Origin of the sequence: Methylobacterium sp. Leaf85 (assembly GCF_001422125.1) — a bacterium.
In the GTDB taxonomy this organism is placed as follows: Bacteria; Pseudomonadota; Alphaproteobacteria; order Rhizobiales; family Beijerinckiaceae; genus Methylobacterium; species Methylobacterium bullatum.
The window spans coordinates 1-15,023 of record NZ_LMME01000035.1; the positions used below are offsets into that span (position 1 = coordinate 1).

13 protein-coding genes and 1 other RNA gene are annotated in these 15,023 nt (G+C 66.8%); 3 read left to right on the forward strand and 11 right to left on the reverse strand.

All coding sequences use genetic code 11. The annotated features are described in order from the left end of the window. The 5 genes from ASF08_RS25565 to ssrA form a co-directional block, all read right to left on the reverse strand. A partial coding sequence (locus ASF08_RS25565) for a hypothetical protein (RefSeq protein ID WP_210166707.1) occupies nucleotides 1–213 on the reverse strand: 213 nt, incomplete at its 3' end. Between the two features lie 86 nt (nucleotides 214–299). After that, on the reverse strand, nucleotides 300–2,507 hold the full coding sequence (paoC, locus tag ASF08_RS22770; RefSeq protein ID WP_056149808.1) for an aldehyde oxidoreductase molybdenum-binding subunit PaoC: 2,208 nt from the start codon (nucleotides 2,505–2,507) through the stop codon (nucleotides 300–302). 3 nt (nucleotides 2,508–2,510) lie between these two features. Then, nucleotides 2,511–3,461 carry an FAD binding domain-containing protein gene (locus ASF08_RS22775; protein ID WP_056149810.1) on the reverse strand — a complete coding sequence of 317 codons (951 nt, stop codon included), beginning with the start codon at nucleotides 3,459–3,461 and terminating at the stop codon, nucleotides 2,511–2,513. Beyond that, on the reverse strand, nucleotides 3,458–4,093 hold the full coding sequence (paoA, locus tag ASF08_RS22780) for an aldehyde dehydrogenase iron-sulfur subunit PaoA (protein WP_056149811.1): 636 nt from the start codon (nucleotides 4,091–4,093) through the stop codon (nucleotides 3,458–3,460). Before paoA ends, ASF08_RS22775 begins: the two co-directional genes overlap by 4 nt. A 367-nt stretch (nucleotides 4,094–4,460) precedes the next feature. Beyond that, nucleotides 4,461–4,788: a transfer-messenger RNA gene (ssrA, locus tag ASF08_RS24410) on the reverse strand. 145 nt (nucleotides 4,789–4,933) lie between these two features. On the opposite strand from ssrA, the gene ASF08_RS22785 reads away from it, so the two are divergent. Continuing rightward, the gene (locus ASF08_RS22785) at nucleotides 4,934–5,503 is read left to right on the forward strand and encodes a ClpP family protease (RefSeq protein WP_056150176.1); all 570 of its coding nucleotides are present in this window, start codon (nucleotides 4,934–4,936) and stop codon (nucleotides 5,501–5,503) included. 33 nt (nucleotides 5,504–5,536) lie between these two features. Here the strand turns inward: ASF08_RS22785 and ASF08_RS22790 are convergent, their stop codons facing one another. After that, the gene (locus ASF08_RS22790; protein ID WP_056149814.1) at nucleotides 5,537–8,296 is read right to left on the reverse strand and encodes a molybdopterin-dependent oxidoreductase; all 2,760 of its coding nucleotides are present in this window, start codon (nucleotides 8,294–8,296) and stop codon (nucleotides 5,537–5,539) included. Then, nucleotides 8,293–9,120 (reverse strand): FAD binding domain-containing protein, encoded by an 828-nt coding sequence (locus ASF08_RS22795; RefSeq protein ID WP_056149817.1) that lies wholly within the window; start codon nucleotides 9,118–9,120, stop codon nucleotides 8,293–8,295. Before ASF08_RS22795 ends, ASF08_RS22790 begins: the two co-directional genes overlap by 4 nt. A 170-nt stretch (nucleotides 9,121–9,290) precedes the next feature. Here ASF08_RS22795 and ASF08_RS22800 point away from each other — a divergent pair, with 170 nt between their 5' ends. Continuing rightward, a complete protein-coding gene (locus ASF08_RS22800; protein WP_056149821.1) occupies nucleotides 9,291–10,187 on the forward strand; it encodes a DUF6925 family protein in 897 nt (298 codons plus the stop codon). On the opposite strand, the gene ASF08_RS22805 is transcribed toward ASF08_RS22800, so the two are convergent. From ASF08_RS22805 to ASF08_RS22820, 4 genes are read right to left on the reverse strand one after another with little or no spacing between them, the layout of a single operon-like run. After that, the gene (locus ASF08_RS22805) at nucleotides 10,184–11,032 is read right to left on the reverse strand and encodes an alpha/beta hydrolase (RefSeq protein WP_056149825.1); all 849 of its coding nucleotides are present in this window, start codon (nucleotides 11,030–11,032) and stop codon (nucleotides 10,184–10,186) included. The two genes, ASF08_RS22800 and ASF08_RS22805, sit on opposite strands and share 4 nt — an antisense overlap. Then, nucleotides 11,029–11,808 (reverse strand): ABC transporter ATP-binding protein, encoded by a 780-nt coding sequence (locus ASF08_RS22810; RefSeq protein ID WP_056149828.1) that lies wholly within the window; start codon nucleotides 11,806–11,808, stop codon nucleotides 11,029–11,031. The genes ASF08_RS22805 and ASF08_RS22810 overlap by 4 nt, the downstream gene beginning before the upstream one ends. Then, on the reverse strand, nucleotides 11,801–12,646 hold the full coding sequence (locus tag ASF08_RS22815) for an ABC transporter permease (RefSeq protein ID WP_056149832.1): 846 nt from the start codon (nucleotides 12,644–12,646) through the stop codon (nucleotides 11,801–11,803). Before ASF08_RS22815 ends, ASF08_RS22810 begins: the two co-directional genes overlap by 8 nt. Next, nucleotides 12,643–13,590 (reverse strand): ABC transporter substrate-binding protein, encoded by a 948-nt coding sequence (locus ASF08_RS22820; RefSeq protein WP_026175664.1) that lies wholly within the window; start codon nucleotides 13,588–13,590, stop codon nucleotides 12,643–12,645. The genes ASF08_RS22815 and ASF08_RS22820 overlap by 4 nt, the downstream gene beginning before the upstream one ends. 348 nt (nucleotides 13,591–13,938) lie before the next feature. Here ASF08_RS22820 and ASF08_RS22825 point away from each other — a divergent pair, with 348 nt between their 5' ends. Next, the gene (locus ASF08_RS22825; protein WP_056149836.1) at nucleotides 13,939–14,841 is read left to right on the forward strand and encodes a LysR family transcriptional regulator; all 903 of its coding nucleotides are present in this window, start codon (nucleotides 13,939–13,941) and stop codon (nucleotides 14,839–14,841) included. The last annotated feature ends 182 nt before the right edge of the window (nucleotides 14,842–15,023 follow it).

Consider the following 15,023-nt stretch of genomic DNA (forward strand, 5'->3'; position numbering starts at 1 on the left):
AACCGATCTATTCCCAAGGGAGAAGCCCGCCATGGCCGCCATACCGTCAATGCCAAAATCGCAAAGCTGATCGATTTTCGCGACAAACACATGACGCCACAACATAACTCGTTGCCGGCAAACAAGGATTCCCGCTTCGTGAACCCCGCACCCGCTCGCCGCTTCGAGATAAACCGCGGGCAAAAGCCCGTCCGACGTAGAGCGGCGCAACACCGGGGTGGCTCGGCCAATACAATCCCGATGACGCAACGGAGGCCGAAGGCGCGAACGACACGCGCCCTCGGCAGACATCACTGGTCTCAGGCGGCGTCAGGCATACGGTCAAGAAGTTTGTCGAGGGTGAGCGGGTAATCGCGCACCCGTATGCCGGTGGCGTTGTAGACCGCGTTGGCCACCGCCGCGCTGACGCCGCAGATACCGAGTTCCCCAACGCCCTTGGCCTTCATCGGCGAGGAGATCGGGTCGGTCTCGTCGAGGAAGATTACCTCCTGATGCGGGATGTCGGCATGGACCGGGACTTCGTATCCGGCAAGGTCGTGATTGACGAAGAAACCGCGCCTTGTGTCGACAGCCAACTCCTCCATCAGCGCGGCACCTACCCCCATGGTCATGCCTCCGATGACCTGGCTGCGGGCAGACTTTGGATTAAGGATGCGTCCGGCCGCACAGACCGCCAGCATCCGCCTCACCCTGATCTCCGCCGTGCTCACATCGACGCCGACCTCGACGAAATGCGCCCCAAAGGTCGATTGCTGGTACGTCTTCGAGAGATCGCCGCCGAACTCGATCGTGTCCTCGGCGACGATGTCGCCCGCCTTCGCGGCCTCGGCGAGCGGAACGGAGCGGTTGCCCGAGCGGACACGCCCATCCTCGAACACGGCATCGTCCGAGTTGAACCCGAGCGATCTCGCCACCGCCTCACGGAGCTTGACGCAAGCGGCGTAGACCCCCGACGTCGAGGAGTTCGCGCCGAACTGGCCACCGGAGCCCGACGAAACGGGGAAGGCGGAATCGCCGAGCCGCACCACGACCCTGTCGAGGCTCAAGCCCATCATCTCGGCGGCCGTCTGGCCGATGATGGTGTAGCTGCCAGTACCGATATCGGTCATGTCGGTCTCGACCGTCACCACGCCCTCAGCGTCTAAGCGAACGCGAGCGCCGGATTTGACGTTCATGTTATTGCGGAACGCCGCGGCGACACCCATTCCGACGAGCCAGCGCCCGTCACGGACCTGACCGGGCTTGCCGACCCGCTTGTCCCATTCGAAGCGCGCCGCGCCCAGGCGGAGGCATTCGATCAGGCTGCGCTGGGAGAACCGGCGCTCTGGCTTCTCGGGATCGACCTGGGTGTCGTTGCGGATGCGGAACTCGACCGGATCGAGACCGAGTTTCTCCGCCATCTCGTCCATGGCGATCTCGAGGACCATCAAGCCGGGCGCTTCGCCGGGCGCGCGCATGGAGTTGCCCTCAGGCAGGTCGAGCATGGCGAGCCGGGTTTGGGTCATGCGGTTGGCGCCCGCATAGAGCAGGCGCGTCTGTTGCACCGCCGCCTCCGGCTTGCCGCCGAGCAGGTTGCCGGAGCAGCTCTCATGGCCGATCGCCGTGATCGTGCCGTCCGGCGTCGCGCCGAGGCGGATGCGCTGGATCGTGGCGGGCCGATGCACGGTGTTGTTGAAGCTGAGCGGACGGGTCAGCGCCACCTTCACCGGCCGCTTTACGGCGCGAGCGCCCAGGGCGGCCAATACCGCTTCCGCCCGCAGGAACAGCTTGCCGCCAAACCCGCCGCCGACGAAGGGCGAGACGAGGCGGACCTTCTCCTTCGAGATGCCGAGGGTCAGGGCCAGATCCCGTGTACCCCAGGCGATCATCTGGTTCGAGGTCCAGACGGTCACTGCATCGCCATCCCAAGACGCGATGGACGCATGCGGCTCCATCATCGCATGAGCTTGATCGGGCGTGCTGTAGGTGGCGTCGAGTTGAACCGGGGCAGAGGCGAAGGCCCCGGCGAAATCACCGATGGAGGTGTCGGACGGGGCACCGGCGAGTTTCTCGGGCTTGCCCGTATCCTTCGCTGCCGCGAGATCGAACGCGCCTTTGGATTCGGCATAATCGATACGGATGAGGGCCGCCGCTGAACGGGCCTGCTCGAATGTCTCCGCCACGACCAAGGCGACCGCCTGGTGATAATGCTCGATCTCGGGGCCGCCGAGAAGCTTGGCGGCGTTGAGCTTACCCTTGTCGAGGGGGCCGGCATTCTCTGCAGTGACGATGGCGAGCACGCCGCGTGCGGCCCTGGCCTCGTCGAGACCCATTGCCTCGATCCGCCCCTTGGCGATGGTCGCGCCCACGACGAAGCCGTAGACCGCCTTCGATTGCGGATCGTGCCAGTCGTAAGCGTAGTTCGCAGTGCCGGTGGTCTTGAAGGGACCGTCGATCCGGTCCGTGGCCTTGCCCACCACTTTCAGCTGATCGATGGGGTTGCGGCCAGCGGGAGTGTCGAACTTCATGGTTCAGGCCCTCGCTTCGGACAGGACGGCACCGAGCGCGCGCTCGGTGAGCTTGAGCTTGTAGGCGTTGTCGTGGGTCGGCTTCGCTCCCGCGAACAAACGCTCCGTCGCGGCCTTGGCGCCTTTCGGCAACTCGGCCTCAGCGGCCTCGTCGCGCCACGGCTTCGGGGCGACGCCACCGACGGCGATGCGTCCGGTCCCATCGCGCTGGACGATCCCCGCGATGGAGATCAACGCGAAGGCATACGAGGCTCTGTCCCGGACCTTGCGGTATACATGCATGCCCGAGACCGGCTTCGGCAGAGTCACCGCCGTGATCAGTTCGCCCGGCCGCAAGTTCGTCTCGATCTCGGGCGTGTCACCAGGCAGGCGATGAAACTCCGCGATGGGGATGGTCCGCGTGTCACCCTTGTCGTTCACGGTCTCCACGTTCGCGTCGAGAACCCGCATGGCCACGGCCATGTCGCCCGGATGCGTGGCGATGCAGGCTTCGCTGGCCCCCACCACCGCGAGTTGGCGACTGATGCCGCCGATGGCCGAACAGCCGCTTCCAGGCTGTCGCTTGTTGCAGGGTTGAGCGGTATCGTAAAAATAGGGGCAGCGCGTGCGCTGGAGGAGATTGCCCGCCGTCGTCGCCTTGTTGCGCAACTGGCCGGATGCCCCGGACAGAAGGGCCCGGCTCAGGACTCCGTAGCCGCGCCGAACCCGCAGATCGGCCGCAAGATCGGTGTTGCGCACTAGGGCGCCGATCCGCAGACCGCCCTCCTCCGTCGGCTCGATCGTATCGAGATCAAGGCCGTTGACGTCGACGAGATGGGTCGGCGTCTCCACCTGCAGCTTCATCAGATCGAGAAGATTGGTGCCGCCGGCGATGAACTTTGCGCCGGGTACGCGTAAGACGGACGCAGCGGCCTCCGCAGGCGAGGAAGCGCGTTCGTAAGTGAAGGACTTCATGCCTGCCTCCCAGCGACTTCCGTCATGGCGTCCACGATGTTGGAATAAGCGCCGCAGCGGCAGATGTTGCCGCTCATGCGCTCGCGGATCTCGTCCGCGGTAATCGCGGAGGTCGCGTTGAGATCGGCCGTGACGTGGCTTGGGATGCCGGCCTTGATCTCTTCGAGAACCGCGACACCGGAGCAGATCTGACCCGGCGTACAAAATCCGCATTGATAGCCGTCATGCTTGACGAAAGCGGCCTGCATCGGATGCAGGTTGCCTGGCTTGCCCAAGCCTTCAATGGTGGTGATGGCATCGCCCTGGTGCATGACCGCGAGGGTCAGGCAGGAATTGATGCGTCTTCCATCGACGATCATCGTGCAGGCCCCACACTGGCCGTGGTCGCAGCCCTTTTTGGCACCGGTCAGGTGAAGGTGCTCCCGCACGGCGTCGAGGAGAGTGGTGCGCGTATCGATGTCGATCTCATGTGACGTCCCGTTCACCGTGAGCGACACTTTGGATGTCACCGAGTCTGACGTGCTCTCGGTGGCCGCCCAGGAAGCGGAGGGACAGGCTGTGACGACGGCACAGGCAGAGGCGCCCGCCATCAGATGGCGCCGGTTGAGTTCGAGGTCTTCAGAGCCATACATGGCGTTCTCCGAACCTGATCCATGAGACGTGTAATTCCGTTAGGTCGTGTCGCGGACGTTTGCGCGAGGCTTCGACCAGCCCCCGACAAACGCTCGACGGTGCAGAACTTTCCCTGGTGCCACGAATTAGCGCAGGCGGACCGTGCAGCAACACCTTGGAAGAATTCCAAATGGTATATGTGCGCACACGCACAGCGCGGCCGTCATTGAGTGGCGGAAGGGAGGGGTGAAATACCGCCAAGCGGGCGCGAAGAACCCGCATCCCAGGCTCGTGTGAGTATAAAGGCGAAAAAGCAGCCGAAAACGGCAGTGCCGCGGCTGACAAAATAACATCAACTATGATGAGAAAGGTGGGTCCCGGAGCCGAAGCCCCGGGTTCTGTTTCGACGGTTACCCTACCGCAAGATGCTTACGCCGCGAGGCGGGCATCCATGACAACGTTATCGTTGGCATTTAGAGTTTTGGCCAAATACTTGGAACAGGGGTTGCCTGCGCCAAACCGGTCGAGTCCTTACCGACGCTCTCGCGATCCCTTTACCGCCCAGTCGATCCTATTTCGCCCCCATCAGAAACGCATCACGATGCGTTTTTGGTGGAGGCGCCGGAGTACTGCCCTCCGGGTCCTGAAACGTTATTACGAACCGGTCATCAAACGCAGGATCGATATAGAGGCGGTGGGCCGAAAAGTCCAGATCGGCGGCCCTTTGTCTGTCGGATGCCGGATGCCGCCAGGCGGATTTTTTCCCACACCCGGCAACCACATGCGCGGGTGAGGCTTCTCGATCCGGCACGAGGCATGCGGGGATGCGTCCCGATGTGCCTTTCGGCAGAGGATCGATGATGGACAACACGCTGCTTTCCGCCCCGGACTTCAAGGGCCCCGCCATTCTGCTGTCGGGACCGGTCGATCACGACATGTACAAGGCTTTCCGGCGCCAACTCGACGCCGCCTCCGGGCTGGACCTCGTGGTGGTCGAACTCACCACCCTCGGCGGCGACCCGGAAGTGGCCCGGATGATGGGCGAAGACATTCGCTTTGCCAGCGAGGTGACGCCGCATCGCCGTTTCGTCTTCCTTGGCAAGGCGGCGATCTACTCGGCTGGCACGACGCTCATGGGTTTCTTCGCGCGTCCGAACCGCTATCTCACGCGCGGTACGCGACTGATGATCCACGAGCGCAAGATGGCCAAGACCTTGGAGATCCACGGTCCCCTCACCACCTGCATCGCCACCCTCAAGGCGACATTGCACGAGATCGAGACCTCCATCGAGATTCAGAACGAGGGCTTCGCCAACCTCGTCACCGGCTCGCAGGTCTCCTTGGAGGAGGTCATCGAGAAAGCCCCGTACAATTGGTATATCGAGGCCGAGGAAGCCAAGAGCCTCGGGTTGATCGAGGCGGTCCTTTAGTCACTGACGCGCAATCCCGGCGGCAGGCCTGGATCACACCGACCCGTCCCGATGCCGTGCCGCCTCCATTACCGCGAGGTAGATGCGGTCCGGCGCGAAGGGAGTCGCGGTGAGCCTCGCTCCCGTGGCATCGCGGATGGCGTTGGCGAGCGCTGGCGCGACGGGGTTGAACGGGCTCTCACTCATCGATTTGGCGCCGAGCGGACCGATGCCGTCATAGGTGTCCGCAAACAGGACGCGGGTGCGCGGCACGTCCGCGAAGGCGGGGATATGATAGTTGCGGAAGGTCTGTGTGACGACGCGACCCTCTCCGTCGATCCGCATTGCCTCGTACAGCGCCGCACCGATCGCCTGCACGACACCGCCCTCGACCTGGCCGCGGCACTGCATGGGGTTGAGAACGCGGCCGGCATCGGCGGCATTTACGCTGTCGAGGATGCGCACCTCCCCGCTCGACCGATGGACAGCGACCCGGAACCCCTGAACGTTGAAGGCGACGGAACGCGGCGAGCCATCGGCCTTCGCGGCGCGCTCGATTGGACCGCTCGAAACGAGTTCGGCGAAATCGATCTCGCCGTTGGGAGTCGAGACGCCATCTCGGTGCGGGCGGCATTCGGAGGGCGCCCCCCCTCCCCTCTCGGCGGCGACCTCGCGAAGGGCCTGGCCTAAGGCGAGGGCGGCCTTCAACGTCGCCTGTCCGGCCACCACGATGCCGGTGGATCCATAGGCCCCGGTATCGTGGCCGACGCGGTCGGTATCGCCGTGGCGCAGGGTGATGCGCTCAGGGCTCGTACCGAGCGCCGAGGCAGCAATCTGGGCAAGGACGGTGGTCGTTCCGTTGCCGAACTCGGCGGTGCCGACATCGAGGTGGTAGTGTCCATCGATTTGAAGCGCGATCCGCGCATCGGCGAAATGCCCGCGCGGCGGGATCGTGTCGATCATCGCCATCGCCATGCCCTTGCCGACGAGCCAGTCACCGGACGGAATCTCGGCGGGTCCGAGTTCGTCCATGGCGGATGAGACGAGATCGAGGCACTGGTCGAGCCCGTAGCTTCCGTACTGCACGTCATGGGGTTCGAGGCTGTTCGATACCATCGGGTCGCCCGGGCGCACGACGTTGCGGCGGCGCATCTCGAACGGATCCAGCCCGAGGCCGCGCGCCACTTCGTCCATGGCCGATTCCATCGCGAAGATGGTCTGGCTCAGGCCGTAACCCCGGAAGGCACCGCTCGGCAGGGTGTGCGTGTAGATCGCGTAGCCGTCGACGCGTTTGTTGGGACAGCGATAGACGCCGATCACCTCGTTGCAGCCGTGATGGATGACGCCGCCGGCATGGTTGCCATAGGCGCCGGTGTTGGAGACCACATGCAGTGCGATGGCCGTCAGGGTGCCGTCCTGGCGGGCGCCGATCTTGACCGTCACCCGCATCGGATGGCGGGTGGTGGTGGCGGTGAACTGCTCCTGCCGGGTCATTTCCCACTTCACCGGGCGACCGGTGGCGAGCACCGCCAAGGCCACCAGATCCTCGGTGAGCATCTCCTGCTTGCCGCCGAAGCCGCCGCCGACCCGGCCGCAGAGCACGCGCACGGCATCCCGCTCCAGGCCGAACAGGTTCGCCAGAGCGTCGCGGGTGAGGAACGGTGTCTGCGTGCTGGATCGGATGACGAGGCGTCCGTCCTCGTCGCGCCAGCCGACGGCCCCGTGGGTCTCGAGATGGGCGTGCTGGACCCGCTGGGAATCGTAGGCCGCCTCGTGGACGAGGTCAGCCTCGGCAAACCCCGTCGCGACGTCGCCGACCTCTCCATGCACCTCGGCGGCGAGGTTGGGATGGGAGAGGCGCGGCGGCGCATCCTCGCCGGGCTGGTCGGCGCCGTCATGAACCAAAGGCGAGCCCGGCCGCAGGGCCTCGTCCGGATCGAACACCGCGACGCGGATCTCGTAATCCACGGTCAGCGCCGCGCATCCGGCCTCGGCCGCAGCTTCGCTCGTCGCCACCACCGCCGCCACCCGCTGACCGACGAAGCGCAGGATCGGATCGAGCACCCGCGTATCCGGGGCGTCGTCGAGGGGATTCTCGTGCCGCCCGGTGGAGAACCGTCCGGCGGGAGCATCGTCGTGGGTGAAGACCGCCACCACACCCGGCACGGCCAGAGCTCCCGCCCGGTCGACCCGCAGGATGCGGGCATGGGCATGAGGCGAGCGCAAGACCTTGAGATGAAGCAGGTCCGGTACGGCCAGATCGAAGGTGAAGGCTGTACTGCCCGAGACGATCCGAGGCCCGGCAGGGGCCGGGATGCTGCGCCCGCACGGGTCGCCGCGCCCATCCTCCGGCCGTTCCACGCGCGCTATGCCCGCCACGGCGTCGGCGATGGCGCCGTAGCCGGTACAGCGACACAGATTACCCTTCAGGGCGGTGGCGAGATCGCCGATCTGCCCCTGGTCCAGAGCCGCTGCGGTCATGATCATGCCGGGGGTGCAGAACCCGCACTGGTAACCCTGGGCGCCGAGAAAGGCCGCCTGCATGGGATGAAGTGGCTGCGTGCCCCCCTCCCCCGGCCGACAGGGGCCGCCGAGGCCTTCGATGGTGGTGACGCTGCGCCCCTCGGCACGGAAGGCGGGCAGCAGGCAGCTATGCACCGGCTCCCCGTCGAGATGCACCGTGCAGGCGCCGCAATCCCCCGCATCGCAGCCCTTCTTCACCCCGAACCAGCCGAGCTCGCGCAGCATCGTGCGCAGGCATTGGCCCGGACGTGGGGACACATCCTGCTCGTGTCCGTTGACGTGCAGGATCATGCGCGGCCCTCGTTCTCGAACGCGCGCCGGATCTCTTCGGCGAGGGTGAAGGTCATGTGCCTGCGCCAATCCGGCGTGCCGTGAACGTCGTCGTGATACAGGGCCACCGGAACCGCCTCGGTGATCGAGGCGGCCAGGACCGCCGCATCGGGGAGCGTCGGGAACATCAGGCGCAGCGGGCGGCGCGTGGAGGCCGTGATCGTGAGCGCGAAGGCGCCGTTGGAATCCAGGGTGCCGATCAGCAGGGCGCCGGAGCGTCCGTTGGGGCTCAGGGAAACCTGGCGGAAGGTGGTCCGGCGCTTCAGCGCGGCCAGGGGAAGATCGATGCGCCGCAGGATTTCGCCGGGTGCCAGCGACGTACATTGCGATCCGAGGACGAGATCGGTGATGGCGACCTCGCGCTCGTCTCCCTCCGGTGTCCAGACCAGGCAGGTTCCCTCCAGGGCGGTGGCAAGCGCGATCATCGGCGCGGCCGGCAGGGCGAGGCAGACGTTGCCTCCCACGGTGGCCATGTTCCAGATCTTGAAGGATCCGAGCAGCGCCCGGCAGCATTGCGCGAAGAGGGGAGCGGCGCTCCACGATGCGGGCAGATCGAGCCGGAACAGCTCGGCGATGGTACAGGTCGCGGCGAGCGAAAGGCCCCGTTCGCTCACCTCATGAGCCTGCCAGCCGAGGCTCGAGAGATCGACGAGGCGGCGCAGGCGCGGCTGAGGCTCGGAGAACAGCCACGTCCCTCCGGCCAGCCAGGCATCGCCGTCCCGCCACCCGGAGAGGTCGGAGCGGTTCCGCGGCACGGCGACGGAGCCGATCGAGTTCAGGTCCATCGTAGGAATCCAGGGTCGAGCACGCGGCGAGATTGCCCGGTCGGGAGGGTGATGGGAAGCTCGCGGGCGAAGCGAGGGCACCCGTGCTTGGGGCAAAGTCAGAGGAGCAAAATCAGTGCCGCCCGGAATCGCATCTCGCGCGCTTCGGTCCGCCCCGCTAAGCTGCGGCGATGAAGCATGAAGCCGTCGCGAGTCTTCTGGCGGGAGCCCTCGGCGACCCGTTGACGACATGGAGCCTCGGCAGTTTCGGCGCCGTCGCGAGCTTTCTCCGCGAGCCGGAGGAGGTGGCGATGCCCTTGGCCGATGCCCGGATGGGTATCGCCACCGCGCGGGGGGCCATCGCCCTCGACCCCGCCGCCCTGGTTCGTCCCGTGGCCTATGAGACCGGGTTCGCCTTCGGCTGGAACCATGCCCTGGCCCTGTGCCTGCCGCGCGACGCCTGCGCCATGGGACGACGGTCCGTCGTCACCGAACTCGGGCCGGATCGCGAGGCCGCCGGGATCGGGCATCGCGACCATATCCTGTTCGATCTGGGCCTGAACCTGCTGGCCGTGGATGCCTGTATCCGGACCGGCGACCCCGCTCTCATCGATCTCCTCCGCAGCCGAGCCGGGCGGGAAATCTTCAATCCCGACAATACGATCGCGGCGGAACTCGTCGCGGCCGGCCCTCATCGCGTCTTCGTCACCCGGATCGGGCGGATCGAGGTGTTCACTCCGATCCGGGCCGACCCCAATTCCGGCTCTGTCGGTCCACGGACGCACATCCTGCCGCACATCCTGCGTCTGGGACGGACCCACCCCGCCACGGCGCCGATCCCCTCCGGCTGGGTGCCCTGCGGTGCGATTCATCCACCGCACCCGTGTAGGGATGGTGCGGGTAGAAGAATTTCCTTTCAGCGCGCGCGTCACGAGGCTTTCCAGGCGCTGCTCGCGCGCTGGGGCGACCCGGACCTGCTCGCGGCGAAGCACGCAGCGATCCGTGGGGAGGCCGTGGTCGGACGGTTCGCCAGGAGCGCGCGGCGGGCGGCGGAGGAACAGGAAGCGTGCCTGCGCGGCGAGGTCTAGGGACTCGTCCCGGCGAGCTTCACGGCGAGGGCGGTCAGTGCCCCGTCCGGGCGGATCAACTCGTCGAGGATCGAGAAATGGTCGTGGCCGGGCAGTTCGGCGATGATCGAGGCATTGCCGGCGCACCGCCACGCGTCGTCGTAATCAGCGGAATGCCGCCGCAATTCGGGCAATTCGTTCGATCCGCACACGATGGCGAGGGGCTTATCCGAGTGCGTCACCTGCCGGATCGGCGAGAGGGCTTCGATTTCCGCATCGGTCAGGTGCAGACGGTCGTCGAGCTCGGTGTGCCGGATCGGCTCCAGATCGAACACGCCGCTGATGGCGAGGCCCGCATCGACCTCGGGCCACGCCATGGCGAGGGCCGCGAGATGCCCGCCGGCCGACCAGCCCGAGACGACGAGGCGACGGCGCCCCCTCCCCTCCTGCAGACCGCGCAGGAACACCAGCGCCGCCCGGATCTCGGCGGCGATCTCGGTGAGGCTGGCCTCCGGCGCCAGGGTATATCCCACCAATCCCACATCGAGACCGTGATGCGACGGTCCTTCGGCCATGCAGGCGAAATCCTGGCGCGTATTCCTGATCCAATAGCCGCCATGGATGAAGACGAGGAGCGGCGCATCCTCCGCCCCGCTCCGGAACAGGTCGATCCGGTTTCGCTCGGCCGGCCCATAGGCGAGGTCGAGCTCGCGGGGGTGGAGCGCGCGAAACGCGGCGCTCCGGGTCCGCCAGCCGGACAGTCGGGCGGCGCTGTCGGCGACGGCGCCGGTATTGTCGTAGGCGCGGGTCAGGGTCTCGCGGTCCATCCGGCGCCAGTCGCCGGAGAGCGGCGTCGGTCCGCTCATGCGGCCACGGGGGCGTGGTGGCTGTGGAGCTGGGCCGACAGCATCCGGCGCACGTCGTTGAAGGCCGGGCTCGACACGTCCCGGCGGCGGGCGAGGTCGATGGTGTGGATCGCGTCGATCCGGCCGGGGCTAGGGGACATGACCACGACCCGGTCGGCGAGGAAGATCGCCTCCTCGATGGCGTGGGTCACGAACAGCACCGTCAACGCGGTGCGGCTCCACAGGTCGAGGAGTTCGTCCTGCAGCCGCTCGCGGGTCATGGCGTCGAGCGCCCCGAACGGCTCGTCCATGAGGACGATTTCGGCGTCGTTGGCCAGCACCCGCGCGATGGCGACCCGCTGTTTCATGCCGCCGGAGAGTTGGTGCGGATGGGCGTCGGCGAAGCGCTGCAGCCCGACGAGGGCGAGATAACGCTCCACCGTATCGCGGATTTCCGCCGCCGGCCGACCGCGCGATTTCGGGCCGAAGCCGATATTGTCCCTCACGGTGAGCCAGGGGAACAGGCCGTAATCCTGAAACACCATGCCCCGGCTCGGGCCGGGGCCTTCGATGGGCTTGCCCCACATCAGAGCCTCGCCGGCGGTCGCCGTCTCGAAACCGGCCACGATGCGCAGCAGGGTGGACTTGCCGCATCCCGAAGCGCCGAGCAGGCAGATGAACTCGCCCTTGGCCACGGTGAGGTTGGCCCCGCTGAGCGCCTGGACCGTGCGGCCCTGGACGGCGAAGGATTTCGACACGCCGCGAATGTCGAGGATCGGCACGGTGGGCTCAGCCATGGGAGGGGCTCCAGGCAAGAAGGCGCTGGCCGACCAGCATCACGGCCCGGTCGCAGACGAAGCCGGCGACGCCGATGACGATCATTCCGCAGATGACGATGTCGGTGCGCGAGAGTTGCCGCGCCTCCATGATGATGGCGCCCAGGCCGGTGGGAACGCCGGTCATCTCGCCGACGACGATCACCACCCAGGCGAAGCCGAGGCCGAGGCGCAACCCCGTGACAATCGACGGCAGGGCCGCCGGCAGCACCACGCGGGCGAACTGCGCCGACCCCCGGCAACCGAGCATGGCGGCGGCCTCGAACAGGCGCGGCTCCACCGAGCGGACCCCGAAGATGGTGTTGACCAGGATCGGGTAGAATGCGCCGAGGAAGACGAGGAAATAGGCCGAGCGCGGGCCGAGGCCGAACAGGATCATCGCCAGCGGAAGCCAGGCGGTCACCGGCACCGGGCGCAGGATCTGCAGGGTCGGGTCGAGGAGCTGACGCATGAGCGGCACCCGGCCGATGAGCAGGCCGAGGGGCACCGCCGCCAGGGCCGCGAGACCGAACCCGCCGAAGACGCGGGTGAGCGAGGCGACGAGATGCGTGAGAAGCGTGCCGCTGAAGGCGTCGCCTTCCGGTCCGCCGATGGCGAGATCCACCATCGCCGTCCAGACTTCCGCGGGCGGCGGGATCAGGCTGTAGGGCTTGCCCACCGTGAGCAGATGCCAGGCGATGCCCATCGCCACCGGCAGGGCGAGGGCGAGGAGGGGCTGACGCAGGCGCGCGAGGCTCGGCAACGCGCGGCGCGGCGCCTGCTCCGCCACCACAGGGGCGGAAACGGCCGGCACGCTCATGAATCCCTCATCGCATCGACGAAGCGGGTGTCGATGAAAGTGGAGAAGTCGGGCAGGCGCTTGATCTGCCGCGCCGCCAGCATGTGCTCGGAATAGGCCTTGGCCTGCTTCACCTCGGTCTCGCCGAGCTTCCACTTGAACTCGACGTTCGGCACGGAGAGCTCGATCGCCTCCCGCTTCTGGCCGAGCTTCTGCACCGCCATCGCCACGGTGGCGTCGCGGTTGGCTTGCGCGAAATCCGACCCCTTGCGGTGGATCTCCAGCATGGTCTTCACCACGTCGGGCCGCTCGGCGAGCGTGTCGCGATGGGCGCCGAACACCATGTTCAGGGAGCCCATCTCGGTGCCGTAGGGATACTCGACGAGTGTACCGATTCCCGTGGAGAGGCTGACGCCGGGGGCGGGTTCGGCGCCGACATAGGCGTCGACGTCGCCCCGCGCGAGGGCGATGTGCATCTCGCTGAAGGAGATGCGCACCGGCGTGATGTCCTTCACGCTCACGCCCTCCATCCGCATCCGCTCCAGGGCGAAGACCTCCTGGGTCGAGCCGGGCCAGATCGCCACGCGCTTGCCCTTGAGGTCGGCGACCTTCTCGATGCCCGACCCTGTCTTGGCGATGATGGCCATGCCGCGATTGCAGGTGGAGGCGATGACCACGATGGGCTCGCCGGCTGCCGCCCCGAGGGTGCCGGCGGCGATGCCGAACGTCCCGAAATCCACCGATTTCGTCACCACCGCGTTCTTGCACTCGGTGGGGCTCTCGAACGGGATCACCTCCACGGTGACGCCGGGCGGCGCGAACTGGGCGTAGAAATACGGTGCGATGGAATGGATCAGCTTCAGCGATCCCATTCGGATCACGGTAGGCGTCTCGGCGCGTAGCACCGACGGTGCGGCGACGAGGCCGGCGCCGAGGCCGGCGAGGAAGGTGCGACGACGAATCATCTGAGCCGGCTCCGACATGATGTGAACCCGGACAGGGTATGTCGGGAGGCTGTTGCAAACGAGTGCTGGTTATCGACTATGGTGTTGCGAAGATCGCAACACGCGGAGTAGTTGGTTACCGCGTCTTAGTGATCGTCCGCCGCGAGCATGTTTGAGTAGTTTATCCAAGGCCTGAACCTCATCCTGAGGTGCCGCGGAGCGGCCTCGAAGGAGCCCTCCGGGGATCGCTGCGGCATCTGGAGGCCTCCTTCGAGGCCCGCTGACGCGGGCACCTCAGGATGAGGTGGTCTGATGGGACCATCGACTTGAGCGCGAGTCGCGGCTGAGAACCCTGATCAAACAGGCGCCATGAAGCATTTGCGAACCCTCACCTACGTCTCCGAGGTGGCCCGGCGCGGCTCGATCCGCCGGGCGGCGGAGGCCCTGAACATCGCCCCCTCGGCGCTCACGCGGCAGATCCAGGATCTCGAATACGAGCTCGGCACGCCGATCTTCGAGCGGCTGGCGCAGGGCATGCGGCTCAACGCGGCCGGCGAGTTGCTGGTGCGCCATATCCGCGATCAGGTCTCGGACATGGAGCGGGTCCGCTCGCAGATCGCCGACCTGTCCGGCGTGCGGCGCGGCCATGTGGCGCTCGCCTGCAGCCAGGCCTTCGTGAACCAGATCGTGCCGGACGAGGTCAGGGCCTACCGGGCGCGGTATCCTCTCGTCTCGTTCACGGTCCAGGTGCGCGACCACGCCCAGGCGGTGGCGGCCCTCGTCTCCTTCGAGGCCGATCTCGCCCTGGTGCTGCAGCCGCCGCCCTCGGCCGATCTCCACGCCCTGTTCACCTGCCGGCAGACGCTCTGCGTCGTCATGCGGGCCTCGCACCCCCTGGCCGAAGAGGAAGGGCCGGTGCGGCTGCGCGAGTGCCTGACCCATCCCCTCGCCCTGCCCGACCGGTCGCTGGCGATCCGCCATCATCTCGACGATGCGCTGGCGCGCCGGGGAACGCCGTTTCGCCCGGCCGTCGAATCGAGCTCGCTGGAATTCCTGCGCAACCTCGCCCTGCGCGAGGATGTGGTGAGCCTGCAGGTGCCGAGCGGCATCCCCAACGACCAGCGCCTCGTCAGCCGGCCCATCGACGAGCGCGACCTCTCCCCCATGACCCTAATTCTCGGCCAGCTGCGCGGGCGGATGCTCCCCGTGGCCGCCGCGAAATTCGCCGACGGCCTCGCCGCGAGCCTCAACGACCGCTACGGCGCGGCCTGACTTGTTCAGGCGGCATTCCGGTTCGATTGATACACTCTTCTGATCTTCGCTACGGAGGTCCCGCCCAGTCCCCCCTCATCCCTACGGCACTCACCCATCTGCTGTTTCAGGCTGACCGCGTCCCTCTCCCCCTTGTGGGGAGAGGTTAGGAGTGGGGGTGGTTCCGCCAGCCTCTGCCCCCT